This window comes from Pseudomonas typographi, assembly GCF_014694385.1.
GTDB lineage: Bacteria > Pseudomonadota > Gammaproteobacteria > Pseudomonadales > Pseudomonadaceae > Aquipseudomonas > Aquipseudomonas typographi.
The window spans coordinates 1-21402 of sequence record NZ_JAAOCA010000045.1 but is presented as its reverse complement, the minus strand read 5'-3'; the positions used below and the strand labels follow the sequence as shown (position 1 = coordinate 21402).

Genomic DNA, 21402 nt, shown 5'->3' with positions numbered 1-21402 from the left:
CCACGCGCGCACCGCCCGGGCCGCTTCACAACAACGGCGGCGAGGCTGACACCACCCGCAGCGCCAGCCCTTCGTAAGGGTCCAGGTGAATAGTGAATTCACCCGCTTCGCTCAGGTCGCCCTCTACCCGCTCATTGATGATATCCACCACCGGGCCCGGCGCAATACCAGGCAGGTGCAGGGTTTCATCCAGGGCCGCGGCGCTGAAGTTAAGCGCGGTGATCTGCGTGCCGCGGCCGGCCGGCAGCTCATGCACCATCACCAGCAAGCCGGGATGCTCTACATCCGGCACCAGGATCTGTTTGCTCGCTGCAATATCGTAGGCGCGGCGCACAGCGAGGATCTGCTTGAGTTGGGAAGCGAACGAGTCTGGGCGTTCCAATTGCTCCGGCAGGCTGCCATAAAGCGACCGCGCCCTGGGCATGCCGCCGTGTGAAGCCGCGCCCGAGGGGTCGGAGTCGACCAGGTCATAGGCACCGCGATGGATCCAGCGGGTGTCGCCATCGGCCATCAAGTGCGCCACCTGCTCGTGGGGCAACGGCAGCGCACCGACCAAGTCCCAACCAGACAACGCGAACACCCCCGGCTGCATAGCGTTGTACATCACCAGCAACAAATGGATGTACTGCACCTGGCGAATTTGCTCCGGGGTCATGGCATCGAGTTCGCGAATGCCCAACGCCGCGGTGATGATGCTGGCGGTGGTACAGGCCACGCCGTTGGTCACGAATTTGAGGTTGTACGGTGCATGTTCCCCGGCCAGCCGTTCATACATTTCTTCACGAATGTGCTCGCGCAGGATGTTGCCCGGGAACGTTTGGCCTTGGTAAAGGTACTGGTCATGGGCATGCAGGGTCCAGAAATGCACCAGCTCCAAGGTCAGCTCATCGTGGTTTTGCAGGGCGTGAATCAACGACGCCGGGTCGATATTGAACGCGTGCATTTCACGCAGCATCAAGCGCAAGAACTCGGTGCGGCCCGTAAGCAAGGCGTGCTGGTAGGCCGGGCGGGTGATGAAATCGTAAGACAGGTCGGCGCCCCCGTGAGACATGGCGGCGATGTCGTCCAGGGTCAGGTTCAGCTCTTGGAAGCTGAACCCTCCCGCCTTGCGGATCGCCCCAGCCAACAGCTGGTTACCGGTAATCGACAGCGGGTGGCTTTCTGACCATGCAGTGCCTTCGGCGCGCCGCTCTACCCCGAGAAACCCATTGGCGTCCAGGCGCAGCACGCGGGCACCGACCACATCGATCGCGTGCAGGGCGTCACCGATGATCATCTGCTGGGCGGCGAAACTGGGGTCTAGCCAGTTCAACGACGGCTGGCCTTCCTTGAAGTAATGCAGGTACACCCAACGCCGCTGCTTGCCATCGACCCCGGTAATGGGCGCGGTAGCGCTCCAGTCCGTTTCCTTGACCCCTGGCTCGAAGAAAATCACCCGCTGCAATTGGCCCACGATGTAATGCTTGTCACGCAGCGCATCGACCACCGCCGCCGGTAGATTCACCGCGTCGCGGCCGGCCGGTACGTCGGGCAGCAGTGCCCAATCGTCCTCGCGCACTTCTACCATGTGGTATAGGCCCGGGTAGTCGGCGTAGGCGATTTCAGCCAGGCGAAAATCCGCCCCTTTGCCGGTGTGCGACGGGATGGCGTCTTCGATCACGATCGCATTGTGCGCAGCTGCCATGCGGCTTAAACCCGCTAACTCCGCCTCGGTACCCAGGGCCGGGTCTACATCGAAACTGATACGGTCGAAGTTGCCATCGATGGTGGGGGTATAACGTTTACCGTTCAGCCCGCCAGAGCGCTTCAACGGACCATTGTGAATACCCTGGATGCCGATCTGCGACAGCGCATGCCAAAGGTCCTCATCGCTCAGGGCTTGCAGCACCGAGGCCCCTTCACGGGTCACGATCGAGGCCGGGTACGCGGTGAACCACACCGAGGCGATGGCCGAGGCATCCCGTGCACGGGCCTGGGCGAACGGCCGCTGCCACAACCGCGCCTGCCCGGAGTACAGCCGCGCCCGGTCCTTGGCCGCTTGCAACATCGAACGTTCGACCAACCACTGCACATGGGTAGGGTCAGGTGTAGGCATGGGCAAGGTTCCTTATGGCCAGGTAACCCTTCCTATGAGCGCAGCGGCGGCAGAACGTTGCATCAGGGTACAGCCGCGGCGCCCCGGGTTGGCTTGCCGCCCGCTGGCAGGCAGCGCCTGGCAGCACGGAATTTCAGGCCGTTGTATCGCCACTTAGGCGAAACTGGCTTGGGCGCTGCGCCGGCGGTCGAGCATTACCACCACACTGGCTGCGGCGACCAAGCACATCGCCCCGGCCACGAAGAATGCCGGCAAGTAGCTGTGCAGCTCGGTGCGCGACCAGCCCGCACCATAGGCCGCCGTCGCCGCCCCTAACTGGTGGGCGGCGAACACCCAGCCGAACACCAACCCCGCTTGTTCGCGGCCAAAACGGTCGGCCACCAGTTTCACCGTGGGTGGCACCGTGGCGATCCAGTCCAAGCCATAGAACACCGCGAACACCGACAGCCCGTAGGGGTTGAACCCGGTAAACGGCAAAAACATCAGTGACAGCCCACGCAGCCCGTAATACCAACACAATAACCAGCGATTGTCGTAGCGGTCCGAGAGCCAGCCCGAGCCGAGCGTGCCGACGAAATCGAACAAGCCCATCACCGCCAGCAAGCTGGCCGCGCCCACGGCGGCCAGGCCGTAATCGCCGCACAGCGATACGAAGTGGGTTTGCACCAGGCCGTTGGTGCTCAGCCCGCACACGAAAAAAGTCCCGGCCAGCACCCAAAACGTCAAGGTGCCCGAGGCCGTTCTCAACGCGCGCAACGGCGACAGCAGGTGCGCCTTGAACGACTGTGGCGGCACGGGCGCGGCCACCGTGGTTTCGCCATACAATGGCAAGCCCAGGTCAACCGGGCGGTCACGCAGCAACAACAGCGCCACCAGTGCCGCGACGAGCAGCAGCGCGCAGACGAACAACGTGGCGCTGCGCCAGCCATAACGGCTGGTAAGTTCCGCCATCAACGGCAGGAACAACAACTGCCCCGTCGCGGAACTGGCCGACAGCAGGCCCAAGACCACGCCGCGGCGGTGCACGAACCAGCGGGTGGCGACGGTAGCCCCCAGTACCATCGCCACCATGCCGGTGCCGATACCCACCACCACGCCCCACAGCAGCAACAGTTGCCAGGCCTCGGTCATGCCCAGCGAACCTAGAAAGCCCAGCGCAATCAGCGCCATGGCGCTGACCACCACGGGGCGCAGGCCGAAGTGGTTGATCAGCGCCGCAGCGAACGGGCCCAGCAGGCCAAACAACACCAGGCGTACGGCCAGGGCCACGGAGATTTGCGAGGTCGACCAGCCGAACTCTGCCTGTAGTGGCTGGATCAGCACCCCCGGTGCGCCCATGGCGGCGGCCGCCACCAGCATCACCAGGAACGTGGCGAACACCACCGCCCAGCCATAATGGACCTGCCGGCGCGCCAGGCCGGCGGCAAGGTAACGCTGGATCATTGGGACCCCTTCAAGGAAGAATCAGGCAAGGGTAAAAGCGCCTTGATACAATTAGAACCATATTAGTGTGGTATTTCAGAAGTTGCGCAAACCCGCGATAACCGCCACCAGGCGTGGTCCAACCTGACAACCCCATGAGTAAGGTACCCCCATGGCCGATTCCCAAGAACATCCCGATGAATTCAAGCCGGACGACCTGCCACGAATCAACGACCCGGGCAACGAAGACCCTGGCTCGGAAATGGACGATGCACAGGTGCCGTTGCTGGACGAAGAGGCCGAATGAGCCTCGCGGCCCGCAACCTCCCCTGCGCTACCGCCTGAATACGTCGCGCCGCACGTATCGCGGCGCGGTACACTCAGACCACCTGGGTGGCTAATTGCTTGTTTTCAAAAAAGTAACCGGCCAGGTTGCGGTACACCAAATCCGCCATCGCCCGGCGCGTTTCAAAGGTGCCACTGGCCAAATGCGGCAGCAACACCACCTTGTCCAGATCGATCAACGCTTGAGGCACCTTCGGCTCGTGCTCGAATACGTCAAGGCCGGCACCGGCGATAGTGCCTGCTTGCAGCGCCCGGATCAGCGCCGTTTCATCGACCACGCTGCCGCGGGCGATGTTGATGAGGTAGCCTTTTTCGCCGAGCAATGCCAGGCGCCGGGCGTCGATCAGGTGCTCGGTGCCCGCACCGCCGGGCACCGCCAACACCAGCACGTCACAGGCCTGGATCATCGCGTCGAGGTCGGCATAGTAGGTATAGGGTACCCCCGGTTTTTCCCGGCGGTTGTGGTAAAACACCTGCATGTCGAACGCGGCTGCACGTTTGGCAATTTGCTCACCGATGTTACCCAAGCCCACGATGCCGAGCTTCTTGCCGCCGACCTTGGTGGCCATGGGAAACTTGGCGGCTTCCCATTTGCCGGCGCGCAAGAAGCGCTCTGCCTCGGGGAGGCGGCGCATCACGTTAAGCATCAGCGCCAGGGCGATGTCTGCCACGCACTCGTCGAGTACACCGGGGGTGTTGGTCACCACGATACCGCGGTCTTTGGCCGCGCCGATGTCGATGGCGTCGTAGCCCACGCCAAAGCTGAAGATGCCCTCAAGGTTGGGTAGCTGGCCAATCAGTTCGGCCGTGGCGCCGTATACGCCACTGGTCACGACGCCGCGGATGCTGGCAGCGTGGTCAGCCAACCAGGCGGCTTTGTCAGGCAGTTCATAATAGCGGGTGGCGGCGAAGTGGGATTCCACGTTTTCTTGCAGCGCAGGGTGCAGCGCCCCCATGATCAGCACCGGGATGGCTTGGGTCATATTACCTCCTGTTAGGTCGTCAACGACGTTGTTGTTATACGCAAGCTCAACGAGCTTCGGCAACACCTTGGCCAGCGGCCGGGTGATTAGGTCATCGTACAACCTTGCCGCGGTATATCACAAGCAGGCGCAACTCGGTGGGGTGGCCTGCGGGCGATTTACCCCGCCACGAAGCGCATCGTCGCCAATTCCACTAAGGTGAAATAGCCCTCGCTCCAACCCGCCGTGTCGATGTGCCAAACGTTACCCAGCCGGCGCGGCCGGCGCAGCGGGGTATGGCCGACGATCACTGCGCGCACGCCTTGCACCCCTGCGTCGTTCTTGGTTTTAAGGCGTTCGCGGGACCACTGGAACACCTCATCGATGGCGGGGTCTGGCGCCAACTTGCCTTGCAAGTAATCACGCAGCGTTGCCCAACTGGGGAATGGGCAATTGGCGTGCACCAGGCCTACCAGGCCGCGCCGGGTTTCGACCTCCAGGGCCACCGGCAACTGGCCAAGCGCGGCGGCATAGTGGCGTTGGCGCTCGGGGGGGCTGTCGAGAAACCAGCCGCCACCGCTGATGCGGTAGTCGAACACATCCAATTGCGGGTCGCCGGCCAAGTATTGCTGGGTAAGCACTTCATGGTTGCCCTGCACGGCGTGGAACCAGGGCTTGGCCAGCCAATCCAGGGCCAACTCGCTCTGCGGCCCTCGGTCGACCAGGTCGCCGACACTGAACAAGCGGTCTACCCGCGAATCGAAGCCCGCGCGCTGCAGCACCTGCTCCAGGCGCTGGAAGTGCCCGTGGATGTCGCCCACGGCAAAATCCCGGCCCCGGGTGTTGAGCTTGAAATGCTTGAATCTGGCCATGGCGCTGCCTCCTTGTCGCTCAGGGCTGGCTCGCGAGCGCCAGGGCGTTGCCCAGGCCCCGCCCCGGCGGCGTGGTAATAGCCGCAGCGGCCAGCGGTGCAGGCAGCGAGCGGGCGAGCGACAAAGTGGGCGATAGCGCAGAAACATTCACAATGGCAGGGCCGTAATAACTGTAATAACAAAGGTACACAGTCTGGCATCGCCTGTAGGCGCAATCAACGGGCCAGCGTTTGGCTCGGCCATTCACCGAACAACACACGGTAGCTGCCGGCGAAACGGCCCAGGTCCCAGAACGCCCAGCGCATGGCCACTTCGGCCACCGTGGTACTGGCCCGCGGCGCCTGCAACAGGTCGCGCCGCACCATGTTCAGCCGGCGCAACCGCAGCCACTGGGTAGGCGACAACCCTGTGAAGGCGCGAAAGCCCTGCTGCAACCGGCCCAGCGAAACCCCAGCCAGTTGCGCCAGGCGCGGCGCGGTGAACTCACCCCGCGGGTCGCTGGCGACCGCATCCATCACCCGATTGAACAATTGCCGATCATGTTGGCGCGGTTGCAGCGCGCTACGTGGCATGCCAGGCGGCTGCGAGCATTCGAGCACGAACAGGCAATCTTCCCACAGTTGCCGCGCCAGGGTCGCCTCGTTCAAGGGGCTGCCGTCGCTGCGCAACGTTTTGCCCAGCCAACCGCTGAACACCCGCGCCTGCACCGACACCAATGGCGCCAGGCGCCAGCGCCCTACACTGGCCGGGTCTACACCGTGGCAGGCGAGGAACGGGCCATGGAACACCACTGCCAGCTCACGGTAAGCCGGCGGGGTAACCCAGCAGTTTTCACAACGTTCATCGAGTAGGTACAGGGCATTTTGCGCGGTATCGAAGCTAAATACCAAGGCCCCTTGGGGCGCGACGAAATGCTGTTCGACCCGGGTGTTCAGGCGCTCTTCGAACACTTGCACCTGGCCGGCCATCTCCAACATGCGCAAATGGCCTTGGAACACCCCGGGCGACATCTGCCGGTAGTGCTGCGCCCAACCGGGCGTGCAGCGGATGTGTTCATCGAGGTCTGCGGTGGTAATGCTTTGGCTGCGCATGGGCGGGGTCCGCTGAACGTATTCGCACCCGTTTGGTGCAGATTGCGGCTGGCAAAGTGGATAGACTCACCGGCGCCGCTGGGCGAGCATAGCCCCGCCCGGGCCTGGGACGAAAGCCCCCGGCCTGCCGAAGTTGACCCGGCCACCCTCAACCCAACCCAACCCAAGGCAAGCAAGCCCATGCCCGAACCGTTGACCGCGCACGCCCCTTCCTACTATGCCGCCACTGCCATACCCACGCCGGATCGCCCACCCTTGGCGGGTGACCACAGTGCCGATGTGTGCATCATCGGAGGCGGTTTCACTGGCCTCAATACCGCCCTGGAACTGGCCGAGCGCGGGCGTTCGGTGATCGTGCTAGAGGCCCGGCGCATCGGCTGGGGTGCCAGTGGCCGCAACGGTGGGCAGTTGATCCGCGGCCTGGGCCATGACCTGGGCCAATTCACCCGTTACGTAGGTGATGCTGGCGTGCAGCAGCTGCAACGCGCCGGCGTCGAAGCAGTAGATATCGTACGCCAGCGCATCGCCCGCCATGGCATCGCCTGTGACTTGCGCTGGGGCTATTGCGACTTGGCTAACCGGCCGGCGCATTATGAAGGGTTCAAGGCCGAGCTTGAGCATCTACAGCGCCTGGGCTACGAACACCAGGTGCAGTTGGTGCCACCCGCGCAGATGGCCAGCGTGGTCGGCTCCGCGCGCTACGTCGGCGGCTTGGTCGACATGGGCTCGGGCCACCTGCACCCGCTGAAACTGGCCCAGGCCGAGGCGCAACTGGCCGAAGCACTGGGTGCTCGGTTGTTCGAGGCCAGCGTGGTGACCGCCATAGAACCCGGCGCGCAGGCCACGGTACGCACCGCCCATGGCAGCGTGCGCGCCAACCAGGTGGTATTGGGCTGCAACGCCTACCTGGGCGACCTGGTGCCGGCGCTGGCCGGCAAGGTGCTGCCCGCCGGCAGTTACATCATCGCCACCGAACCCCTGGGTGACACCCTTGCCCGCGAGCTGATCCCGCGGAACATGGCACTGTGCGACCAGCGCGTCGCCTTGGACTACTACCGCCTCTCGGCCGATAACCGCCTGCTGTTCGGCGGCGCGTGCCATTACTCCGGCCGCGACCCTTCAGACATCGCCGCGTACATGCGCCCGAAAATGCTCAAGGTGTTTCCCCAACTGGCCGAGGTGCGCATCGATTATCAATGGGGCGGGATGATCGGCATCAGCGCCAACCGTTTTCCGCAGCTGGGCCGGGTGCCTGGCCACAGCAACCTCTATTACGCCCAGGGTTACAGCGGGCACGGCCTAAACGTGACCCACCTTGCCGCCAGGGTACTGGCACAGGCGATCTGTGCCGAGGACGAAGGCGCGCTGGAGGTATTCGCCAAGGTGCCGCACCGCACGTTTCCTGGTGGGCAGCGGCTGCGCTCGCCGCTGCTGGCGTTGGGGATGTTGTGGTACCGGATCAAGGAACAGTTGCGCGGGGGTTGAAGCCCCCCCGGGCCATAGAAGCCGGGGCCACGGCCACTACGGCGCCGACAGTAAACCGAACGAGACAGCCCGGAATGATTAACCCAATAATGCCCGTAAAAAGGAAAATACACCCTATGCACGGCGCAACTACTCAATACAAAGAGACAAATATTCCCCTATAGCCGGCCTACACTCATTCTTGACGCACCCCTCTCCAATAATCACAACAGCAGGGATGTCACGATGAACCCTCATGAGCCTTTGCGGCTACACGTGCCCGAGCCCACCGGCCGGCCGGGCTGCCAGACCGATTTCAGCTATCTACGGGCCGCCCCTGCCGGCCATGCGCGCAAGCCCGCGCTGGATGTGGACCCCAAAGCCACCGCCGGGCTGGCCGTTGGCATGGTCCGCGTGCTCGACGAGCAGGGCAATGCCCAAGGGCCGTGGGCGCCGTCGATCGCCCCGGGCATTCTGCACGCGGGCCTGAAGGCCATGCTCAAGACGCGCCTGTTCGATGCGCGCATGCTCACCGCCCAGCGGCAAAAGAAGATGTCGTTCTATATGCAGTGCCTGGGCGAGGAAGCGGTCGCGTGCGCCCACACCTTGGCCCTGAACGCCGATGACATGTGTTTCCCGACCTACCGCCAGCAGGGCATCTTGATCACCCGCCAAATGCCGTTGTTCGAGATGATCTGCCAGTTGTTCTCCAATGCGCGCGACCCGCTCAAGGGCCGCCAGTTGCCGGTGATGTACTCGAACAAAGCCAAGGGCTTCTTCAGCCTTTCTGGCAACCTGGGTACCCAGTTCGTGCAGGGGGTCGGCTGGGCGATGGCCTCGGCGATCCGCGGCGATAATCGCATCGCTTCAGCCTGGATTGGCGACGGCTTTACCGCCGAGACGGACTTTCACACCGCGCTCACCTTCGCCCATGTGTACCGGGCGCCGGTGATCCTCAACGTGGTCAATAACCAGTGGGCGATCTCCAGCTTCCAGCACATTGCCGGCGGCGAAGCCACCACCTTCGCCGGCCGTGGCGTGGGCAGCGGCATTGCTTCGCTGCGGGTCGACGGCAACGATTTTCTCGCTGTGTATGCGGTGTCCCAATGGGCCGCCGAACGGGCACGCCACAATTATGGCCCAACATTGATCGAGTGGGTCACTTACCGCGCCGGCCCGCACTCCACCTCGGACGACCCCAGCAAATACCGCCCCGCCGATGACTGGGGACGGTTCCCGCTGGGCGACCCGATTGCCCGGCTCAAGCAGCATTTGATCAACCTGGGGCAATGGGACGAGGCGCGCCACGAAGCGCTGGCCGTTGAACTCGAACAAGAGATCATCGCCGCCACCAAGGCTGCCGAACAGCACGGCACCCTGGGCGATGGATCGATCGCCAGTGCCGCGACGATTTTCGAGGACGTGTACAAGGACATGCCCGCGCACCTGCGCCGGCAGCGCCAGCAAATGGGAGCATGAAACCATGAACGTTGCGTGCGAACCCAGCCAGCCCAACGAACAGGCCACCCAGGTGATGACCATGGTGCAGGCGATCCGCAGCGCCCTGGACGTGATGATGGCCCGTGATGAACGCGTGGTGGCCTTTGGCGAAGACGTGGGCTATTTCGGCGGGGTATTCCGCTGCACCGAAGGGCTGCAGGCCAAGTACGGCAAGCAGCGCTGCTTCGATACGCCGATTTGCGAAAGCGGCATCGTCGGTACCGCCATCGGCATGGGCGCCTACGGCTTGCACCCGGTAGTGGAGATCCAGTTCGCCGATTATGTATACCCGGCGTACGACCAACTCGCCTCGGAAGCCGCCCGCCTGCGCCACCGCTCGGCCGGCGAGTTCACCGCGCCGATCACCGTGCGCATGCCCTGTGGCGGCGGTATTTACGGGGGGCAGACCCACAGCCAAAGCCCCGAGGCGATCTTCACCCAAGTGTGCGGCTTGCGCACGGTGATGCCATGCAACCCCTATGACGCCAAGGGCCTGTTGATCGCCAGCATCGAATGCGAAGACCCAGTGATCTTCCTGGAGCCCAAGCGCTTGTACAACGGGCCCTTCGACGGCCACCACGAGCGCCCGGTCACGCCCTGGGCGCGGCACCCCCAGGCGGCAGTGCCAGAAGGTTACTACCAGGTGCCGCTGGACAGCGCCGCCATCGTGCGGCCCGGCGCTGCGGTCACGGTAATCACTTACGGCACCACCGTGCACGTGGCGCTGTGCGCCGCCAGCGAGACCGGCATCGATGCCGAGGTGATCGACTTGCGCAGCCTCTGGCCGCTGGATTTGGACACATTGGTAAACTCGGTGCGCAAAACCGGCCGTTGCGTGATCGTCCACGAAGCCACGCTATCGTGCGGGCTGGGCGCTGAGTTACTGGCGCTGGTGCAGGAACATTGCTTCTACCACCTGGAGGCACCGGTGGAGCGCGTCGCGGGGTGGGACACGCCCTACCCTCACGCCCAGGAATGGGCTTACTTCCCCGGGCCAGGGCGGGTCGGCGCCGCGCTAAAGCGCGTGATGGAGGCATAAATGGGTACCCATGTAATCAAAATGCCGGATATCGGCGAAGGTATTGCCCAGGTCGAGGTGGTGGAATGGTTCGTGGCGGTGGGCGATGAAGTCGCCGAAGACCAACCGCTGGCCGACGTGATGACCGACAAAGCCACGGTGCAGATTCCAAGCCCGGTGGGTGGCACGGTGTTGGCGTTGGGTGCCGAACCCGGCGCCACACTGGCGGTGGGCAGTGAGCTGATTCGCCTGCAGGTAGACGGCCACGCCCACCCCGCCGAGGCCATCCCTGCCCCGCCGGTTGCCCCGGCAGCGCCCAGCGAAACCCTCACCGTGCAGCCGGAACACCATGCCCCGGCCCCGGCGGCTGCGCCACCGAACCGGCCGCTGGCATCACCTGCGGTACGCCAACGGGCCCTCGACACCGGCATCGACCTCGCCCAGGTGCAGGGTCGGGGGCCCAGCGGGCGCATCGAGCATGCCGACCTCGACGCCTGGCTGGGCGCTCAGCCGCGGCCGGCGGCGCCGCCCAGCAAAGCGGTCGAGCGGGTGCCGGTGATCGGCCTGCGGCGCAAGATTGCAGAACGGATGCAGCACGCCAAACGCCATGCGGCTCACTTCAGCTATATAGAGGAGGTGGACGTGACCGCGCTCGAAACCCTGCGCGCCGAGCTCAACCAGCGTTACGCCACACAACGCGGCCACCTGACCCTGTTGCCACTGTTGGTCAGGGCAATGGTGCTGGCCCTGCGTGACCACCCCCAGTTGAACGCGCATTACCGTGACAGCGAACAACTGCTCGAGCGCTACCGCGCTGTGCACGTGGGCATCGCCACCCACAGCGAGCACGGTTTGCGGGTACCGGTACTGCGCCATGCCGAAGGCGGCGACCTGTGGCATAACGCCCGGGCCCTCGCCGAGTTAGCCGAGGCCGCGCGCCAGGGCCGCGCCCCACGCGAAGCGCTGAGCGGCTCGACCATTACCTTAACGAGCCTCGGGGCGCTGGGCGGCATCGCCTCCACGCCAGTGCTGAACCTGCCCGAGGTGGCCATCGTCGGGGTTAACCGCATTGTCGAACTGCCACGGGTGGTCGCCGGGCAGATCGTGGTGCGCAGGGTGATGAACCTCTCCAGTTCATTCGACCACCGGGTGGTCGACGGCATGGACGCTGCGCGCTTCATCCAGGCCATGCGCCAGTGCCTGGAGGCCCCTAGCACCCTGCTGGTTGGCTAAGGCAGCACATGCCTACCTAGTAACAGGACTGGCACCTGTAACAGCCAGCTGCACGCCCTACAGCGATGTGGTTTACCTACCATTAGGCAGGCCATCGGCACACTATCGAAACAGGTGATTCCTACCACTGCGCCTATCGATTTCACCGCAGGCTCCCTGGGGTGTTCAATAACGTTAACGAAAACGAACACCTTCATCAGCATGAGGACACCACCATGAAAACCGCGTTTGCAATCGCAGCCCTGGCTGCAGTGTTTACCACCGGCGCCTACGCCCAGGATGGCGCCGACCGCAGCTTGGCCGGCATCCCGGTGGAGCAATACCACTACGGCATGAACCTGGATGTGCAACGGATCATCTCTAAAACCGACATCAGCGACAAAACCGGTGTGGTACCGGTGACCATGGTTTACCAAGACAGCCACGGCCAAGTCCACAAACTGCAATACCTTGAAAACGGCGGCTTCGACATCGACGCCAACGGCTAAGCGCTGTAGCAGCGCCAGCCAGCTCAAAAGCCCCGCCCATGCGGGGCTTTGGTTTTTCCGGGCACCCCATTAGGTTTAGCGCAAAGCGGTACGGCCAACCGTACAGCTTACGGTTCCCTGCTACCGCGCCAGGCCGGTTGTGCGGTAATGGCCAAAAGCTGAACTGGCGTTGTGCATGCAAGTCCCATAAGGTAAGGGAACCCTCTGGAGCCTGGAGCGAACGTGCACGCCGAAACCAGCAGTACCGCCCCTGAACCGCCTGCGAGCGGCCAACGCGAAGTGCACCGCATGCGGGTGCTGACCGTTAACACGCATAAAGGCTTCACCGTATTCAACCGGCGCTTCATACTGCCCGAGCTGCGCGAAGCGGTACGCAGCACCCAGGCCGACCTGGTGTTCCTGCAGGAGGTGCTGGGCGGCCATGACCGCCACGCCAGCCGCTTCGCCAATTGGCCACAAATGTCGCAGTACGAGTTCCTCGCCGACGCCATGTGGAGCGACTTTGCCTACGGCCGCAATGCGGTATACCCCGACGGCCACCACGGCAACGCGCTGTTGTCGAAATACCCGATCTTGCATTACCGCAACCTTGACGTGTCGATCACCGGCCCCGAACGGCGTGGCTTGCTGCACTGCGTGTTGCAAGTGCCCGGCCATGCCGACGGTGTGCACGCCATCTGCGTGCATTTGTCGTTGCTCGAAAGCCACCGCCAGCAACAGCTGTTGCTGTTGCGCAAACTGCTCGACTCATTGCCCGAACACGCGCCGGTGATCATTGCCGGGGACTTCAACGATTGGCAATTACGCGGTAATGCCGCCCTCGCCCGCTATGGCGACCTGCACGAAGCCTTCGAGCGGCACCATGGGCTGCTGGCCAAAACTTACCCGGCACGGTTCCCCATGCTGCGCCTGGACCGCATCTACCTGCGTAACGCCACCAGCCACGAGCCGAAGGTGCTGGGCACCAAGCCCTGGAGCCACCTTTCAGACCACCTGCCACTGGCGGTTGAAGTGCACCTTTAGCGCGGGAAGCTTATGCAGGCTCGCACCTGCATACTGTGTGGATCGGGGTGGCGGGCTAAACCCTCGGTTTCAATACCAACACCGCCAACGGCGGCAGGGTCAGCGACAGCGAATGGGGCTGGCCGTGGCTAACGATTTCATCCGCTTCCACCGCGCCGCCATTGCCGACGTTACTGCCGGCATATATCCCGGCATCGCTATTGAACAATTCGGCCCACTGGCCGCCCAATGGCACGCCGATTCGGTAGGCATAACGTACCTCGGGGGTAAAGTTGGCCACCACCAGCAGCGGGTCGCCGTCTTTGCTCCAGCGCAGCCAGGCATACACGCTGTTGGCGGCATCATCCCCAATCACCCACTGGAACCCTTGGGGTACACAATCCTGTTGGTGCAAGGCCGGTTCTTGGCGGTAGATTTTATTGAGGTCGGCCACCAGCGTTTGCACACCCAGGTGTTCGGTGTACTGGGTGAGATACCAATCGATCTGGTGGTCGTGGTTCCACTCACGAAACTGGCCGATTTCGCAGCCCATGAACAACAGCTTTTTACCCGGATGGGCCCACATGAAGGTCAGGTACGCCCGCAAGTTGGCGAATTTTTGCCAGCGGTCCCCCGGCATCTTGTCGATCAGCGCTTTTTTGCCATGCACCACTTCATCGTGGGAAATCGGCAAGATGAAGTGCTCGGAGTAGGCATAGATCAGGCCAAAGCTCATTTCACCGTGGTGATGTTTACGGTGGATCGGGTCGTTCTGCATGTAATCGAGCGTGTCATGCATCCACCCCATGTTCCATTTGTAAGCAAAGCCCAACCCGCCCTGCTCGGTAGGTTGGCTGACCCCCGGCCAGGCCGTGGACTCTTCGGCGATAACCAGCACGCCCGGTGTTTCATGGGCGACCACGTCGTTGAGGTGGCGAAGAAAATCGATCGCCTCGATGTTCTCGCGGCCGCCGTATTGGTTAGGCACCCACTCGCCGGCCTTGCGCGAATAATCGCGGTACAACATCGAGGCCACCGCGTCGACCCGCAGGCCATCCACGTGGAAGTGTTTAAGCCAATGCAAGGCCGAGGCGATCATGAACCCGTGCACCTCGTTGCGCCCCAGGTTGTAGATCAAGGTGTTCCAGTCTTGGTGGAAGCCCTCCAGGGGGTTGTCGTACTCATACAGCGCGGTGCCGTCGAAACGGGCCAGCCCATGGGCGTCGGTCGGAAAATGCGCCGGTACCCAGTCGAGGATGACGCCGATGCCGGCTTGGTGGCAGCGGTCGACGAATTCGGCAAAATCACGGGCGCTGCCGTAGCGGGCGGTTGGCGCGAACTGCGACAACGGCTGGTAGCCCCAGGAGCCGCCAAAAGGGTACTCCATGATCGGCATCAGCTCGATGTGGGTAAACCCCAGCTTCTGAATGTAGGGGATCAACCGGTCGGCCAATTCATGCCAGTTATATTGCCGGGCCACTTCCCCGGCCTCGTCCAGTTCAACCTGCCAAGAGCCTGCATGCAGTTCATAAATGGACACCGGCTTATCCAACGAGGGCTGGTTGCGTTGCTCCAGCCAATCATGGTCATTCCATGGGTAATCCAACGGCGGCGCAACCTTCGAGGCGGTCGACGGCGGTAATTCGGTGGCCAAGGCCATGGGGTCAGCCTTCAGCGGCAGGATACCGTGCTGGCCGAGCAGTTCGAATTTGTAGGGCTCACCGGCCTGCAACCCGGGAATGAAGATTTCCCATACGCCAGAGGGAATACGCCGGCGCATGGGGTGGCGGCGGCCGTCCCAGCCGTTGAAATCGCCTACCACCGACACACGCCGGGCGTTAGGCGCCCACACAGAAAACCGCACGCCGGCCACGCCATCGACCGTTAGCAATTGCGCGCCTAGGGTGCTGCTGAGTTTGCGGTGGTTGCCTTCAGCAAACAGGTAAAGGTCCGTTTCGCCGAGCAGTTCGCCGAAGCTATACGGGTCGGCGGTGACTTGCTCGCCGCTGGCCCAATGGATTTTCAAGCGGTAACGATCTGGGCCCGGCAACGGGCCAACGAATAAGCCCGGTACGCTGTGCTGGGCGAGGTCGGCCTGTACTTGATCGTTTTCCCAGCCCACCAGTTGAACCCGCAAGGCGTTGGGCAGGTAGGCGCGCACGCTGCGGCCGCCCTGGCCGTCAGGATGAGGGCCGAGCACCGCGAACGGGTCGCCGTGCTCGGCGCGTACCAGCGCCTCGATGTCCGATTGCGCCGGGAAAGCCCCTTTGCCAGGGCCCGTGTGTGTGTCGTATGGCGCATGCATAGTGTTTCTCCCATCATCCTTCGAGCAGCCCAGCCAGCCCCTGCAAGGGAACAGCTAACCAGGCCGGGCGGTTTTCCGCTTCATAAGCGATTTCGTAGGCGGCTTTCTCCAGGCTGAACAACACCTGTGCCGCGTGGGCGCCCTGCGGGTAGGCCCACGCATGGGGCACTGCGGCCGTGGCCCGTTCATACGCGGTGAGAAACGCCTGTTGCGAATCCTGGTAATAACGCTGTGCCACCTGGGCACGCAGTTGCGCGGCGCCGCTGGTGGCGTCCAGCACCTGGGTACTGCGCACGGCCATGGCGGCGGCATAATCGAACGAGCGCAACACGCCGCTAACGTCCTTATACGGGCTGTATTTGCCACGCCGCTCCTCGAGCGGGCGCGCCGGCTCACCTTCGAAGTCGATCAGGTAGGCATCGCTCTGCACCACCAACACCTGGCCCAAGTGCAAGTCGCCGTGCACGCGCATCACCAGCCCGCCTACCGCATCGGCCGCCAACGCATCAATGCGTTCGAGCAATGCCTTGCGCTGGGCCAGCACTGTGTCGACCAGGGGGCGTGCGTCGTCGGGTAGCGTGCCGCGGTGCTGCTCGATCAACCGCAGCGCACGTTCGACCTGCGCGCTCACGCTTTTGCTCCATGCCTGCGCGTCTTTATTCGTGCTGGGCCTGGCGGCGAAAGCCTGGTCGTCGGTGGGCGCGGCCAGTACGGTGTGCATTTCGCCCAGGCGCTGCCCGAGCAAACCGGCGAAGTGGGCCAGTTGCTCCAAGGCGTCGTGGTGTTGCTCCAACTCTGAATAAGCGTTTTGCAGGGCGTCGCGCACGGCGCGCTCCAGGTTATTCTGGGTCCATTGCCAAGCATCGCCCTGGTTGGCCAGGTAACCCTGGGCGATCATCAGCAGGTGGGGGGTGCCGTCGGTCGCTACGCGGGTTACGGAGCCCAGTAAGGGCGAGATATTGGCGTAACCGGCCTGGGTGAGGAATGCGCCCATTTCGAGTTCAGGGTGGGTGCCACCGCTGACTTTGCGGATCATTTTCAACACCATCGCACCACCGATCACTGCCGAACTGTTGGACTGTTCGGCGGAGAGGTAGCGAATGTCTGGCTCTGCGGGCAGGCTCAGCGCCTCCAGTTTTTCGGTGGCGGCAAAGCGCAGCTCACCATCATCGCAGGGCAGCACAGCACCCCGCTGGATGGCCTGCAGCACGGCACGGATGAAGCTGTCCAGCATGAAGCCATCGGTGATCAAGCCCACCTGGCGCCCGCGGCGTACCCGTGCCAGGGCCAACTGCTGAGGCAATGCGCTGCTGATGTACTCTTCGGGCAGCAGGCCGAACGGAAACTGATAACGGCTAACCTCACCGCCCTGGGTCACTTCTATTTCGCTGAGCAGGGCCGGGTACGGCAGCGAAGAAAACCGCACACCGTAAGCAATGTGCAGTTGTTCGATGGGCGAGTCCTTGCCGGCGAACCAGCGGCGCTTGGGCAAATATTGCTTGAGCGCGGTCTGCTCCAGGGTCTGGCGGCTGGGCGCGTCGAGCAGTTCCTCAAGGCGTTTTTTCAGCACCAGGGTAGCGAAGTCCGGCAGGCTTTCTGCCGGTTCAACGTGCCAACTGGGCATCTGGGCCTCCGGCGCGAGCAAGAACCAGTAAAAGGCATAGGGTGGCAGGGTGAGCAAAAAATTCAGTTGCCCGATCGGCGGGAATGCGCTGCCGCCGAGCATTTCCACCGGCACCATGCCCGCGTATTGGGATAATTCCAGCTCCGCGGCCTGCGCGGCCCGCGACAGGTTGGCCACGCACAGGATAATTTCGGTTTTGCCGTCGGCGGCGGCGTATTCACGGGTATAGGCCAGCACCCGGCGGTTGCTGGGGGCGAGCATTTTCAGCGCGCCGCGGCCAAAAGCTTGCTGCTGCTTGCGCACCGCGAGCATGCGCCGCGTCCAGTTCAACAACGAATGGGGGTCACGTGCTTGGGTTTCGACGTTCACCGAGGCATAGCCGTATAGCGGATCTTGGATCGGCGGCAGTACCAGGCTGGCCGGGTCGGCGCGGGAGAACCCACCGTTACGGTCGATCGTCCATTGCATGGGGGTGCGTACGCCGTCGCGGTCACCCAAAAAGATGTTATCGCCCATCCCGATCTCATCGCCATAGTACAGCGTCGGGGTGCCAGGCATGGATAACAACAAGCTGTTGAGCAACTCCACCCGGCGCCGATCACGTTCGAGCAACGGCGCCAAACGCCGGCGAATGCCCAGGTTGATCCGCGCGCGGCGGTCGGCGGCGTAGTAGTTCCACAGGTAATCCCGCTCACGGTCAGTGACCATTTCCAGGGTCAGCTCATCGTGGTTGCGCAAAAAGATCGCCCACTGCGCATTGGCTGGGATGTCGGGCGTTTGGCGCAAAATGTCGGTGATCGGAAAGCGATCCTCCTGGGCGATGGCCATGTACATGCGCGGCATCAGCGGGAAGTGAAACGCCATGTGGCATTCATCGCCATCGCCTTCGCCAAAATACAGTTGCGTGTCTTCCGGCCACTGGTTGGCTTCGGCCAACAGCATGCGGTCGGGATAATTGGCATCGATTTCGGCGCGAATCTGTTTGAGCACTGCGTGGGTTTCAGCGAGGTTTTCGTTATTGGTGCCGTCGCGTTCAACCAAATAGGGGATGGCGTCCAGGCGCAGGCCGTCAACGCCCATGTCGAGCCAGAAGCGCATCACCCCGATCACTGCCTTGAGCACCTGGGGGTTATCGAAGTTCAGGTCTGGCTGGTGCGAATAAAAACGGTGCCAAAAGTACTGGCCGGCGACCGGGTCCCACGTCCAGTTGGACTTTTCCGTGTCGAGGAAGATGATCCGGGTGCCGTCGTATTTCTGGTCATCGTCGGACCACACGTAGAAGTCCCGCGCCCGCGAACCCTTCTTCGCCCGGCGGGCACGCTGGAACCACGGGTGCTGGTCGGAGGTGTGGTTGATGACCAGTTCGCAAATGACCCGCAGGCCGCGCTTATGTGCCTCGGCGATGAACCGGCGGGCATCGGCCAGGGTGCCGTAGTCGGGGTGCACGGCCTTGTATTCGGCAATGTCGTAGCCGTCGTCGCGCCGTGGCGAGGGGTAGAACGGCAGCACCCAGATCGTGTTCACGCCAAGCTCGGCGATGTAGTCGAGCTTGGCGATCAGCCCGGGGAAATCGCCGATGCCATCGTTGTTGGAGTCAAAAAAGGATTTTACGTGAACCTGATAGATCACCGCGTCCTTGTACCAGAGCGGGTCGTAGAGGAACGCGGCACTGCGAGGCTTTTTATGTGTGTGGCGTGGGTTTTTCATGTGGCGTGGGCTGTCCTTCTTAGAGGGCCGCGGCTTCGATGCGCCAGATGCCAAAGGGCAAATGCCAAGGTTCGATACGCATCCATTGGGTTTTGCCATACCAGGTCCAGCGGTGCCCGGTCATTAAGTCTTCCCCGTGGGTGGCAGCGTCGTCGCCCAGGCCTAGCTCCCATAATGGCAATTCGAAGTGGGCCTCTTGGGCGTTGTGCGGGTCCAAGCTCACAGCGATAAGAACGAAGTTGCTGCGGTCGGGTGTGCGCTTGGCAAAGTAAAGGATATTGTCGTTCCAGCAGTTGAAAAAGGCGCAGCCCAAATGCGTTTGCAGGGCCGGGTTTTGCCGGCGAATGCGGTTAAGCTGGGCGATTTCGGCGATGATGTTGCCCGGTTGGGTGAACTCACGCGGGCGAATCTCGTATTTTTCCGAGTTCAAATACTCTTCTTTGCCCGGCACGGGGGCCGCTTCGCACAACTCGAAACCTGAATACATGCCCCACAACCCTGACCCCATGGTCGCCAGCGCGGCACGGATCAAAAAGCCCGGGCGGCCGGAGTCGTGCAAAAAGTAAGGGTTGATGTCTGGGGTGTTAACGAAAAAGTTCGGCCGGTAACACAATGCCAAAGGGGGCTCATTGAGCTGAGTGTAGTACTCGGCCAACTCCGCCTTGGTGTTGCGCCAGGTGAAGTAGGTGTAGCTCTGGCTATAGCCCACCTTACCCAGCCGGGCCATCATCGCAGGCTTGGTGAAAGCTTCGGCCAGGAACATCACCTCCGGGTCTTGGTGGCGGATGTCTTCGATCAGCCACTGCCAGAACGGCAGCGGCTTGGTGTGCGGGTTGTCTACCCGGAAGATCTTCACACCCTCTTGTACCCACCCCCATACCACATCCCTCAGTTCAAGCCACAAACTGGGCACCGCATCGGCGGCATAAAAATCGACGTTGACGATGTCTTGGTATTTTTTCGGCGGGTTTTCCGCGTAGCGGATGCTGCCATCGGGGCGCCAGGAAAACCAACCCGGGTGCTGTTTGAGCCAGGGGTGGTCTTGCGAACACTGGATCGCGAAATCCAGGGCGATTTCAAGCCCATGTTCGGCGGCGGCCTGGACCAGCCGGCGAAAATCCTCACGGCTGCCCAGTTGCGGGTGAATCGCCTCATGCCCGCCCTCTTCGGCGCCGATGGCATAAGGGCTGCCAACATCGTTGGGCCCAGCGGTGAGTGAATTGTTCGGGCCCTTGCGGTGCGCCCGGCCAATCGGGTGAATGGGCGGGAAATACAACACGTCAAAGCCCATGTCGCGGATCATTGGCAAGCGGCTGTGCACATCGTTGAAGGTGCCGTGGCGCTGTTTGTCGTCGGTGATCGAGCGCGGGAACAGTTCATACCAACTGGCAAACTCCGCGCGTTCACGCTCTACGTCCAGCGGGTATTCGGGGCTTTTGGACAAAAACGGGCGATGGTCGGCCTGGGCCATCAGCGCTTGGGTATCGGGATGCAGCAGCAGGGCCACCTTGTCGTCGCGCTCCAACGGCCCAAGGCGGTCATGCACGTGCTGTAATTCGCTGCGCAACGTGTCACTGCTGCGCCGCGCCGCGTGCTCAAGCAGTAGCCGCCCCTCCTCCAGCTCCAGCTCGATGGGCACGCCGGCGCCATATTTTTTCTCAAGCTCGTAGCAGTAGCTGGCGAATTCGTCTTTCCAGGCTTCGATACAGAACAGGTAACGGCTGGCGCTATCGGGGGTGAAACGGGCCTGCCAACTGTCATTGCCCAGTTCCGCCATGGCCACGCTGTGCCACGCTTGGCTGCCGGCCTGGCGCCAGCGCACGATCACGGCGAGTTGGTCATGGCCATCGGTGAATACCTTCGCGTCGACGGTGACCTCCCGCCCCACCAGGCCCTTGGTCGCGAACGCGCCGCCGTCCAGCACGGGGGCCACCTGCTCGATGGCGACACGTGGCAACAGCAAAGCCTTCGACAAGCCCAACGGTTCGTCGTTGGCCTGGCCTTGGGCCGCCGTGGGCCCTTGTTCGAAGGTCTGGTCAGCGGTCATTGCGTTGTGCTCCTGTAGCCGTCAATGAATAGGATGCTTGGGTTTTCGAAGCCCACCGAGGCGGGAAAGTTCACCCTATCTGGGCACCGCTGCCGTGGCGGAATCATTCGCCCGCCGGTGTTGTCCACCGCCCCGCACGCCTAGCAAAACTTACCCGGAGTACACGCTCATGAGCATTCCGATTCCGGCTGAAACGCCAGACCCGAACATCGATGACCCAACCCTAC

Annotated in this window: 15 protein-coding genes; 7 read left to right on the top strand and 8 right to left on the bottom strand. The window is 62.8% G+C overall.

Features of this window, described 5'->3' with window-relative positions; all coding sequences use genetic code 11:
- Positions 1-25: 25 nt before the first annotated feature.
- Together treS (HAQ05_RS24830) and HAQ05_RS24825 are read right to left on the bottom strand one after the other, a co-directional pair.
- Complete coding sequence (gene treS / locus HAQ05_RS24830) at positions 26-2095, bottom strand: maltose alpha-D-glucosyltransferase (protein ID WP_190426019.1); 2070 nt, start codon at positions 2093-2095, stop codon at positions 26-28.
- 153 nt (positions 2096-2248) lie between these two features.
- On the bottom strand, positions 2249-3538 hold the full coding sequence (locus tag HAQ05_RS24825) for an MFS transporter (protein ID WP_190426018.1): 1290 nt from the start codon (positions 3536-3538) through the stop codon (positions 2249-2251).
- A 151-nt stretch (positions 3539-3689) separates the two neighbouring features.
- On the opposite strand from HAQ05_RS24825, the gene HAQ05_RS29110 reads away from it, so the two are divergent.
- Positions 3690-3824, top strand: a complete 135-nt coding sequence (locus tag HAQ05_RS29110) for a hypothetical protein (protein ID WP_274601999.1) — start codon at positions 3690-3692, stop codon at positions 3822-3824.
- A gap of 73 nt (positions 3825-3897) precedes the next feature.
- Here the strand turns inward: HAQ05_RS29110 and HAQ05_RS24820 are convergent, their stop codons facing one another.
- The 3 genes from HAQ05_RS24820 to HAQ05_RS24810 all read right to left on the bottom strand — a co-directional run bounded on the left by HAQ05_RS24820 (position 3898) and on the right by HAQ05_RS24810 (position 6787).
- Entirely contained in the window at positions 3898-4845 is a 948-nt protein-coding gene (locus tag HAQ05_RS24820) for a 2-hydroxyacid dehydrogenase (protein WP_190426017.1), read from the bottom strand.
- Between the two features lie 158 nt (positions 4846-5003).
- On the bottom strand, positions 5004-5696 hold the full coding sequence (locus HAQ05_RS24815) for a metallophosphoesterase (RefSeq protein WP_190426016.1): 693 nt from the start codon (positions 5694-5696) through the stop codon (positions 5004-5006).
- A 215-nt stretch (positions 5697-5911) separates the two neighbouring features.
- Positions 5912-6787: a helix-turn-helix domain-containing protein gene (locus tag HAQ05_RS24810; RefSeq protein WP_190426014.1), complete on the bottom strand. Its 876-nt coding sequence runs from the start codon at positions 6785-6787 to the stop codon at positions 5912-5914.
- 180 nt (positions 6788-6967) lie between these two features.
- On the opposite strand from HAQ05_RS24810, the gene HAQ05_RS24805 reads away from it, so the two are divergent.
- The 6 genes from HAQ05_RS24805 to HAQ05_RS24780 all read left to right on the top strand — a co-directional run bounded on the left by HAQ05_RS24805 (position 6968) and on the right by HAQ05_RS24780 (position 13513).
- Positions 6968-8272, top strand: a complete 1305-nt coding sequence (locus HAQ05_RS24805) for an NAD(P)/FAD-dependent oxidoreductase (RefSeq protein WP_190426011.1) — start codon at positions 6968-6970, stop codon at positions 8270-8272.
- A gap of 225 nt (positions 8273-8497) precedes the next feature.
- On the top strand, positions 8498-9730 hold the full coding sequence (locus tag HAQ05_RS24800) for a 3-methyl-2-oxobutanoate dehydrogenase (2-methylpropanoyl-transferring) subunit alpha (protein ID WP_190426008.1): 1233 nt from the start codon (positions 8498-8500) through the stop codon (positions 9728-9730).
- A gap of 4 nt (positions 9731-9734) precedes the next feature.
- A complete protein-coding gene (locus HAQ05_RS24795) occupies positions 9735-10790 on the top strand; it encodes an alpha-ketoacid dehydrogenase subunit beta (RefSeq protein ID WP_202988112.1) in 1056 nt (351 codons plus the stop codon).
- Complete coding sequence (locus tag HAQ05_RS24790) at positions 10791-12002, top strand: dihydrolipoamide acetyltransferase family protein (protein WP_190426005.1); 1212 nt, start codon at positions 10791-10793, stop codon at positions 12000-12002.
- A gap of 215 nt (positions 12003-12217) precedes the next feature.
- On the top strand, positions 12218-12490 hold the full coding sequence (locus HAQ05_RS24785; protein ID WP_190426003.1) for a DUF2790 domain-containing protein: 273 nt from the start codon (positions 12218-12220) through the stop codon (positions 12488-12490).
- 288 nt (positions 12491-12778) lie between these two features.
- Positions 12779-13513: an endonuclease/exonuclease/phosphatase family protein gene (locus tag HAQ05_RS24780; RefSeq protein ID WP_190426035.1), complete on the top strand. Its 735-nt coding sequence runs from the start codon at positions 12779-12781 to the stop codon at positions 13511-13513.
- A 55-nt stretch (positions 13514-13568) separates the two neighbouring features.
- Here HAQ05_RS24780 and glgB read toward each other — a convergent pair whose 3' ends face one another.
- Genes glgB through HAQ05_RS24765 form a run of 3 tightly spaced genes read right to left on the bottom strand, consistent with a single transcriptional unit; the run spans position 13569 to position 21175 of the window.
- Positions 13569-15797, bottom strand: coding sequence for a 1,4-alpha-glucan branching protein GlgB (gene glgB, locus HAQ05_RS24775; protein ID WP_190426001.1), 2229 nt, complete (start codon positions 15795-15797; stop codon positions 13569-13571).
- A 13-nt stretch (positions 15798-15810) separates the two neighbouring features.
- The gene (treS, locus tag HAQ05_RS24770) at positions 15811-19128 is read right to left on the bottom strand and encodes a maltose alpha-D-glucosyltransferase (protein WP_190425999.1); all 3318 of its coding nucleotides are present in this window, start codon (positions 19126-19128) and stop codon (positions 15811-15813) included.
- Positions 19129-19147: 19 nt separating this feature from the next.
- A complete protein-coding gene (locus HAQ05_RS24765; RefSeq protein ID WP_190425997.1) occupies positions 19148-21175 on the bottom strand; it encodes an alpha-1,4-glucan--maltose-1-phosphate maltosyltransferase in 2028 nt (675 codons plus the stop codon).
- Positions 21176-21402 lie beyond the last annotated feature (227 nt).

Bases quoted from the DNA above. Each gene is read 5' to 3' on its own strand.
- treS (WP_190426019.1), bottom strand. From the start codon at position 2,095: ATGCCTACACCTGACCCTACCCATGTGCAGTGGTTGGTCGAACGTTCG.
- HAQ05_RS24825 (WP_190426018.1), bottom strand. From the start codon at position 3,538: ATGATCCAGCGTTACCTTGCCGCCGGCCTGGCGCGCCGGCAGGTCCAT.
- HAQ05_RS29110 (WP_274601999.1), top strand. From the start codon at position 3,690: ATGGCCGATTCCCAAGAACATCCCGATGAATTCAAGCCGGACGACCTG.
- HAQ05_RS24820 (WP_190426017.1), bottom strand. From the start codon at position 4,845: ATGACCCAAGCCATCCCGGTGCTGATCATGGGGGCGCTGCACCCTGCG.
- HAQ05_RS24815 (WP_190426016.1), bottom strand. From the start codon at position 5,696: ATGGCCAGATTCAAGCATTTCAAGCTCAACACCCGGGGCCGGGATTTT.
- HAQ05_RS24810 (WP_190426014.1), bottom strand. From the start codon at position 6,787: ATGCGCAGCCAAAGCATTACCACCGCAGACCTCGATGAACACATCCGC.
- HAQ05_RS24805 (WP_190426011.1), top strand. From the start codon at position 6,968: ATGCCCGAACCGTTGACCGCGCACGCCCCTTCCTACTATGCCGCCACT.
- HAQ05_RS24800 (WP_190426008.1), top strand. From the start codon at position 8,498: ATGAACCCTCATGAGCCTTTGCGGCTACACGTGCCCGAGCCCACCGGC.
- HAQ05_RS24795 (WP_202988112.1), top strand. From the start codon at position 9,735: ATGAACGTTGCGTGCGAACCCAGCCAGCCCAACGAACAGGCCACCCAG.
- HAQ05_RS24790 (WP_190426005.1), top strand. From the start codon at position 10,791: ATGGGTACCCATGTAATCAAAATGCCGGATATCGGCGAAGGTATTGCC.
- HAQ05_RS24785 (WP_190426003.1), top strand. From the start codon at position 12,218: ATGAAAACCGCGTTTGCAATCGCAGCCCTGGCTGCAGTGTTTACCACC.
- HAQ05_RS24780 (WP_190426035.1), top strand. From the start codon at position 12,779: ATGCGGGTGCTGACCGTTAACACGCATAAAGGCTTCACCGTATTCAAC.
- glgB (WP_190426001.1), bottom strand. From the start codon at position 15,797: ATGCATGCGCCATACGACACACACACGGGCCCTGGCAAAGGGGCTTTC.
- treS (WP_190425999.1), bottom strand. From the start codon at position 19,128: ATGAAAAACCCACGCCACACACATAAAAAGCCTCGCAGTGCCGCGTTC.
- HAQ05_RS24765 (WP_190425997.1), bottom strand. From the start codon at position 21,175: ATGACCGCTGACCAGACCTTCGAACAAGGGCCCACGGCGGCCCAAGGC.